The sequence below is a fragment of the Pelagibius sp. genome, from assembly GCF_028281305.1.
In the GTDB taxonomy this organism is placed as follows: Bacteria; Pseudomonadota; Alphaproteobacteria; order Kiloniellales; family Kiloniellaceae; genus Pelagibius.
In genome coordinates, this window is the sequence record NZ_JANQKD010000050.1 from 1 (window position 1) to 7228 (window position 7228).

7 protein-coding genes and 1 pseudogene are annotated in these 7228 nt (G+C 67.5%); 1 reads left to right on the forward strand and 7 read right to left on the reverse strand.

Annotation, left to right across the window (positions count from 1 at the left end; genetic code table 11):
* Nucleotides 1–116: 116 nt before the first annotated feature.
* The 4 genes from Q0982_RS11635 to Q0982_RS11650 all read right to left on the reverse strand — a co-directional run bounded on the left by Q0982_RS11635 (nt 117) and on the right by Q0982_RS11650 (nt 4757).
* On the reverse strand, nt 117–1370 hold the full coding sequence (locus tag Q0982_RS11635; RefSeq protein ID WP_299395593.1) for a class I SAM-dependent rRNA methyltransferase: 1254 nt from the start codon (nt 1368–1370) through the stop codon (nt 117–119).
* Between the two features lie 104 nt (nt 1371–1474).
* Nucleotides 1475–2221 (reverse strand): isoprenylcysteine carboxylmethyltransferase family protein, encoded by a 747-nt coding sequence (locus tag Q0982_RS11640; RefSeq protein WP_299395594.1) that lies wholly within the window; start codon nt 2219–2221, stop codon nt 1475–1477.
* A 124-nt stretch (nt 2222–2345) separates the two neighbouring features.
* Nucleotides 2346–4121 (reverse strand): gamma-glutamyltransferase, encoded by a 1776-nt coding sequence (gene ggt / locus Q0982_RS11645; RefSeq protein ID WP_299395597.1) that lies wholly within the window; start codon nt 4119–4121, stop codon nt 2346–2348.
* Between the two features lie 168 nt (nt 4122–4289).
* Complete coding sequence (locus Q0982_RS11650; RefSeq protein WP_299395599.1) at nt 4290–4757, reverse strand: hypothetical protein; 468 nt, start codon at nt 4755–4757, stop codon at nt 4290–4292.
* Between the two features lie 149 nt (nt 4758–4906).
* On the opposite strand from Q0982_RS11650, the gene Q0982_RS11655 reads away from it, so the two are divergent.
* Nucleotides 4907–5659: a cyclic nucleotide-binding domain-containing protein gene (locus tag Q0982_RS11655; RefSeq protein WP_299395601.1), complete on the forward strand. Its 753-nt coding sequence runs from the start codon at nt 4907–4909 to the stop codon at nt 5657–5659.
* Between the two features lie 25 nt (nt 5660–5684).
* On the opposite strand, the gene gpt is transcribed toward Q0982_RS11655, so the two are convergent.
* The 3 genes and pseudogenes from gpt to Q0982_RS11670 all read right to left on the reverse strand — a co-directional run.
* Entirely contained in the window at nt 5685–6164 is a 480-nt protein-coding gene (gpt, locus tag Q0982_RS11660; protein ID WP_299395603.1) for a xanthine phosphoribosyltransferase, read from the reverse strand.
* A 169-nt stretch (nt 6165–6333) separates the two neighbouring features.
* Entirely contained in the window at nt 6334–6813 is a 480-nt protein-coding gene (locus Q0982_RS11665) for a DUF4864 domain-containing protein (protein ID WP_299395606.1), read from the reverse strand.
* A 121-nt stretch (nt 6814–6934) separates the two neighbouring features.
* Nucleotides 6935–7228 (reverse strand): annotated as a pseudogene (locus Q0982_RS11670) (hypothetical protein); the annotation flags it as partial.

The window sequence follows — 7228 nt, forward strand, 5'->3', positions numbered from 1 at the left end:
CCTCATCCTGAGGAGCCGCGCCCTTATGACGTGTGCGGGCGGCGTCTCGAAGGATGGAACCACGGGACAAGCCCGACCGTGACAGGTGGTGGGTCGGTAGCGGAGGTTCCGCCCTGTCAATCCAGCGCCAGGAACTGGGCCTTCAGGTAGGCGCTTTCCGGCAGGGCGGGGTGGACCGGGTGGTCGGGCGCGGCGCCGGCGGTGCGCAGGATGCGGGCGCTGCGCCCGGCGTCTTGCAGGCCGCGGCGCACCTGTCCGGCGAAGCTGTCGACATCGGCATGATGGGAACAGGAGGCGGCGACCAGATAGCCGCCCGGCGCGACAAGGTTCGCGGCGAGGCGGGCCAGCTTGCGGTAGCCCTTCAGGCCCTGGGCGAGGTCCTTCTTCGACTTCACGAAGGCCGGCGGATCGACGATCACCAGATCGTAGCGCTCGCCCGCTGCCGCCTGGCGCTGCAGTTCGTGAAAGACCTCGCCCTTGGTGAAGCGGCAGCGCTCGGCAACGCCGTTGGCCGCCGCCGCCATGGCCGCCAGCTCCAGCGCCGGCTGGGAGCGGTCCAGCGCCACCACCTCCCGCGCGCCAGCCAGTGCCGCGAGTACCGAAAAGCCGCCGGCAAAGGCATAGCAGTCCAGCACCCGGGCATCCTTTGCCAGACCGGCGGCCCAGGCGCGGTTGTCACGCTGGTCGTAGAACCAGCCGGTCTTCTGGCCACCCTCCAGGTCGGCGAAGAAACGCGCGCCGTTCTCCTCCAGCGTCAGCGGTCCGTCGAGCCGGCCCTGGGCCACGGTCACCTGCTCCGGCAGATGCTCCAGCGCGCGGGCGGCGCTGTCGTTGCGCAGGACGATGGTGTCGGGGCCGACGACCTCGTTGAGGGCGTCGATCAGCGGTCCCGTCAGCCGCTCCATCCCGGCCGTGTTTACCTGCACCGCAAGGGCTTCGCCGAAGCGGTCGACAATCAGCCCGGGCAGGCCGTCGGCCTCGGCATGGACCAGACGGTAGAAGGGCACGCCGATCAGCTTTTCGCGGATCTCCAGGGCGCGGCTGAGGCGCCGCAGCAGGAAGTCGCGGTCGACGGTGTCGCGGCGCCGGGCGGTCAGCAGCCGGGCCGAGATCAGCGGGTGGCGGTTGAAGAAGGCCGTGCCCTGGTACTCGCCAGCCGGGTCCTGCAGTTCGACCAGCCCGCCGGGCGGCACCGCCTTGGCGGCGGCGTTCATCTCGATCTCGTTGGAGTAGGCCCAGGGATGGCCGCGGCGCAGCCGCTTCACGCCATGGGGCTTCAGGGTCACCACCGGCAGGCCGCTCCCCGCCGTTATGGCCGGGTCCGGAGGTTCGCTCGCCTGGTCGTCCGCGGGAGAGGCTGTGTCGCTCATCTCCCCTCAGTCTAGCGGCGATTGCTCCCGCCGCAAGAGTGCAGGCAGGGGTGCTGGCCTGCGGAACCGGCCCCCGGAACCGGCCCCCCGGGCCGACCCCGGCGTCAGCGCCGTGGGCGCGGCAAGGGGAGCAGCCCGGGGACCCGCTTCCTGTAGGCGGCGTAGGTTTCGCCGAAGGCCTGCTCCAGGTCGGGCTCCTCCAGGCGGTAGGTGGCATAGACGACGTACGCCGTGGCGAGCGCTGCGTAGTAAGCGTGGCCCAGGCTCATCTGCGGGTGACACCAGACCACCAGCAGGTGGCCGAGCGCGATGGGGTGGCGCACGACGCTGTAGAACCAGCGCACCGAGAAGGGCTGCGTAGGCAGCGGCCTGCCCAGAAAGCTGTAGGCGACCTGCTTCAGGCCCATCAGTTCCAGATGATCGATGGAGAAGGCGCCCCCGAGCATGAAGAGCCAGCCCAGTGCGAAGCCGCCCCAGAGCAGGGTCTGGGCCAGGGAGTGGTCCACCTGCCAAAGCGGCGCCGGCAGAGCCTGCCAGGCGGCCATCATCAGGGCCATCGCCAGGGCGGTGTGCAGGAGATAGACCGAGCGCTCGATGGGCGCGGGAATGATGCCGGTCCACCAGGCCTTGAAGCGCGGGCGCGCAAGGATGCTGTGCGGGACGACGAAGAGTGCGACCAGGAGGGCGTTGACCAGCAGGGCCACGGCGAGCGTCGTGCCGCCGTCGATGGTCCCGCTGTCAATTGTCCGGGGGACTACAAAGCCGCCCAGCCAGCAGAGGTAATAGGCCAGGACCGCCGAGCACAGGAGGTAGCAGAGGGCGCCGAAGACAAGGGCGAAACAGCGGAACATGGCAAGAGGCTCGCCAGCGATAGATCGGATCGATCATGCGGCCTGATTCCATTTACGCAGGCGGGCCTCTTCCGGTTTCAGCGTGTGTCAGCGGGTGACAGCCTCGACGGTGCAATGCGGCGGCCTATTCGCTCAGAACGACGCCTTCGCGGCGCGGATCGGCGCCGCCTTCCAGGCCGGCTTCCGTCAGACGAATGCCGTGCAGGCCGGAGGTGAGGCCGCGGAGGTTGACCTCGTGACCGAGCGCTTCGAGGGCCTGTGCGGCACCCTCCAGTCCGCGCCCTTCCTCCAGATCGGTGGCGCCGTTGCGGTTGACGAAGTTGGGCAGGTCGATGGCCTCCTGCATTGAAAGGTTCCAGTCCAGCGCGCCGATGACGGCCTTGGCGGTGTAGCCGATGATGCGGCTGCCGCCGGGCGAGCCGATGGCCATGACAAAACGGCCCTGGCGGTCCAGAACCAGGGTCGGCGACATGGAGGAGCGCGGGCGCTTGCCGGCCTGGACGCGGTTGGCGACCGGCTGGCCGTCAACCGAGGGACGGAAGGAGAAATCGGTCAGCTCGTTGTTCAGCAGGAAGCCGCCGGACATCATCCGCGCGCCGAAGGCGCTCTCGATGGAGGCGGTCATGGAGACGGCATTGCCGTCTGCGTCCACTACGGAGAGGTGGGAGGTGGAGGGCGAATTGAGCTGCTGCGGGCTGTGGGCCTGCTGCGCCGGCAGGCCCGGCTCTGCCTTGCCGAGGCTGCGCTGCGGCGAGATGAGGGCTGCGCGCCCTTGCAGATAGGCGCGGTCGAGCAGGGCGTCCACCGGCACGTCAACGAAGTCGCTGTCGGCCAGGAAGCGGTTGCGGTCGGCGAACGCCAGGCGGCTGGCTTCGGCGACCAAGTGGATCGCCTCGGGCGAGGCCGGGGTCAGGGCCGCGAGATCGCTGGTTTCCAGCAGGCTCAGGATCTGCAGCACCGCCACGCCGCCGGAGGTCGGCGGCGGCATGCCGCAGACCTGCCACTGGCGGTAGGGCGCGCAGAGCGGTGCGCGCTTCTTTGCCTCGTAGGTCGCCATGTCGGCGTAGCTGAGGAAGCCGGGATTGTCGGCCGCGGCACGCACCCGCTGCACCAGGTCGATGGCGATCTGCCCCTTGTAGAAGGCATCGGCGCCGCCGTCGGCCACGGCACGCAGGGTGTCCGCGTAGGCCTGATTGCGCAGCCTGGTGCCGACGGCGAGGGCCTGGCCCTGGCCGTCGTGGAAGTAGGCTGCCGTCTCGGGATAGCGTTTCAGGAACCTGTCGCCGGCGATCAGGCCGTTGAGCCTGGGCGACACCGCAAAGCCCTCGTCGGCCAACGCGATGGCCGGTGCTAAGAGATCGGCCCAGGGCAGACGCCCGTGTTCCTGGTGGGCCATTTCCAGCATGCGCAGCAGGCCCGGCGTTCCGACGGAGCGGCCGCCGACCACCGCGTCCCAGAAGGCCATGGGCTCGCCGTCGGCCTTGAGGAACAGGTCCTCTCCAGCCTCGCGCGGTGCGGACTCGCGGCCGTCGTAGGCGCTGACGCTGCGATCTCCGGCGGCGTAGTGGAGCAGGAAGGCGCCGCCCCCGATGCCGGAGGACTGCGGTTCCACCAGACCCAGTACCAGGGCCGTGGCAATGGCCGCATCGACCGCCGAGCCGCCTTTGCGGAGCATCGCCATACCCGCTTCGGCGGCCAAGGGGTTGGCCGCGGCGACCATGTGCCGCGGCTGTTGTGCGGCGGCCGCCGTCTCTTCGGGCGGGGTCGCACAGCCGGCAAGGCCCGACAACGCTGCGGCAAAGGCCAGCGCCATAAGCGGGCGGGGTCGAAGGCTGGATCGAAGCCGGGCCGGAACAGCGAAGCGCGGGCGGTCGGGGCTGGCGAAACTGCAGCTTGGCATGGCGCCGTCCTCTCCAGAAGTGGGGTCAAGAGATGCGGGCTGGAACCGCTTCGATGTCAGTCGAAACGCCTTAGCATCCGACAGAGCGGCTGCAATTTCCAGTGGAAGCTAGGCGGCGGGCCCGCGCAGGCGGATACCGTGAAAAGCTGGAAGGAACCGGAAAGTGCTCTAGCTGGCGCTGGCCACCAGCTTGCACATCTGTAGGCCGCGGATGCAGTGGCCGCGTTCGTGGAAGATGTTGGTGATCCAGCCGCCGGCCTCGCGCACGTCGCTTTGCGGCAGGGCGGTATGGATCGCGTAGCAGCCCTGCTGTTCGGCGATCCGCTCCATCGCGCGCAGCAGTGCCCGGGCGACGCTCGACTGGTCCACGATGTCCATGGCGCAGAGATGGTCGGCAAAAAGAATCGGACCGTGCTGCAGGTCGTAGACCGTCATATAGGCGCCCAGGCCGACGATATAGGACTGCTCATTTCGAACAGATAGGATTCCAGTCTTACTTGACTCGTCCTCGCCTAAACGCATCGCTGCGAAGCTTCGCCAAGCCTCTATAGTCGCACCCGGCAGGGCCGCCTGAATCAAGGGATAGGCGCGGTCCACCTCGTCCTGAGGCAAAAGACTGACGTTGAGTTTTCGCAAGATCGATAGCATCCTAAGGGCAGCCAATCATAAGAAGCATGAGGCCGATTTCGGAATGGCGTCCTTGATCCAGGTCATTGTCACGACTCTTCACTGTCGCGCAGGGCCCGGGGCGAAAGGGCAGACACGTGGGTCGATGGGGTGGTGAGATGGCCGTATTCGATGTCAATCACGTAGGCAGTCTTGCTCCTGCGGTTCCGCGCGAAGGCGGGGCGGCCTCACCGTGCAGTGCCTGCTCCATTCGCAACCTGACAATCTGCGCGCCGCTGAACGATGTCGAGCAGGCACAGATGGCGGCCATCGTCACCAACGTCGAGATTGAGGCCGGCACTCCGCTGTTCGACGAGGGCGAGCCCGCTGATCATGTGTTCAACGTGACGGACGGCACCCTGCGCATCTACAAGCTGCTGCCGGACGGCCGGCGCCAGGTGACGGGTTTCCTCTTTGCCGGGGACTTTCTGGGGCTGGCAAACGACGAGAACTATGCCTACAGCGCCGAGGCGGTGACCCCCTGCAAGCTCTGCCGCTTCCCGCGCCAGAAGCTGGAACACCTGATGGAGCGCTTTCCCAAGGTGGAGCAACGTCTTCTGAACATCGCCAGCAACGAACTGGCGGCGGCGCAGGAACAGATGCTGCTGCTCGGCCGCAAGACGGCGCGGGAAAAGATTGCGTCCTTCCTCCTGCTGCTGGCCCGGCGGGCGCGGCAGCGCGGCCGCAGCGAATCGCCGGTCTCGGTGCCGATGAGCCGGACCGACATCGGCGACTTTCTGGGGCTGACGACCGAGACCGTCAGCCGCACCTTCACGCAGCTGAAACAGAGCAGTCTGATCCGCCTGCTGCCCAACAACGAGGTGGAACTGGCTGGCCGCGAGGAGCTGGAAGATATCGCCGGCGGCTTTTAGGCCCCGCTGTCCAAGACGCCCTTTTTCAGATGCCGCCGCGCGAGTTCTGGATGATCGGCGGCACCGACTGCAGTTCCGAATCCCAGGGGAACAGGATCCAGGTATCCTGGCTGACCTCGGTAACAAAGGAATCCACCAGCGGCCGGCCGGCCGGCTTGGCGTAGACCGTCGCGAAGTGGGCCTTGGGCATCAACTCGCGCACGACGGAGGCGGTCTTTCCGGTATCCACCAGGTCGTCGATGATCAGCCAGCCTTCGCTGTCGTGGTCGACTTTCTTCAGAACCTCCAGCTGGCCCTGGGTGTTGTCGTCGCGGTAACTGACGATGCAGATGGTGTCGATCATTCGGAGATCGAGTTCGCGGGCGATAACGGCCGCAGGCACCAGCCCGCCGCGGGTGACGGCGGCGATCCCCTTGAAGGGTCCCTTTTCCACGAGGCGCCATGCCAGGGCGCGCGAATCGCGATGCAGCTGATCCCAGGAAACGGGAAAGTTCTTCTGAGCCATTGGTGATCGGTCCCCCTGTTGCACTGACCCGGCAGCGCGCATGCACCGCGATGCGTCCGGCGTCGCCGCGGCCTTTATTCGCCGGCCTTTATTCGCTGTCGGGGGCGGCCTGTCAAATGCGCGCTGGAGCAGAGGTTCGCCGGCCCTTTCGGCAGAGCCGGTGCGGGTGTCAGCTTGAGACTTCGCCGGTGGGGACGAGCTGCACGGCGGCGATTCGCCAGGAGCCGTCGGGCTGGCGTTCCATGGTGTAGATCGCGATGACGGCGATGCCGTCCGGCCCGACGAATCGCACCGCCTGGCCGGTCCGTCCCGAGACCACGCGCGCATCCAGGAACTCCACGGATTGGGGGCGGTAGACCGCCATGTAGCCGCCGCGCACCATTGCCATGAAGTTTTCCGGCGTGCCGAACATGCGGCGAAGCTGGGGCGTGGCGAAGGAAAAGGCACGCGCGCCGTCATCGACCTGGAAGGCATCCAACTGGGACTGGATGATGTTCATGATCGCGGTCTGATCGGCCTGCGGCGGCGTGCTGTAGTCCTGCGCATAAGCGGGCTGGAAAAGGCCGGCCGCGGCCAGACAGAGCAGCAGGCCAGCGAACAGGGACAGGATGACGCGGCGTTCGGCCGGATAGGGATATGCAAGCAACATGGCGCCCCCTCTCGGTAACCCTAGGAAGACTAGGGCGATACCGCCGGGGGTCCAGCCCTGCCTATGCGGAAAGCCGCGAAGCGGCTCCGAAGCGACAGGCTATGCTGGCAAGACTGGCGGCTTAGCGCACGTAGACGTGGACTTCGCTGACCTGGACCTGGCCGCTGCTGGTGGCCGAGAGGGTCATGCGGTCTGCCGGCAGCCCCATGGAGGTGAGGGTCCGCAGCACGCCTTCGGCGTTGCGCCGCGAGCGGGTCGTGTCCAGGGCGACCTGGGCCGCATCGCCGGCGCTGGGAGAGACGGCGACGATATCGAAGGCTGCGTTGGGCCGCCGTTCCAGGGCGGAGCCGACGACGGTAAAGAGCGCCTGCTCATACTGGACGTCCGGATCGTCGAAGCGGATCACCGCGAGGGG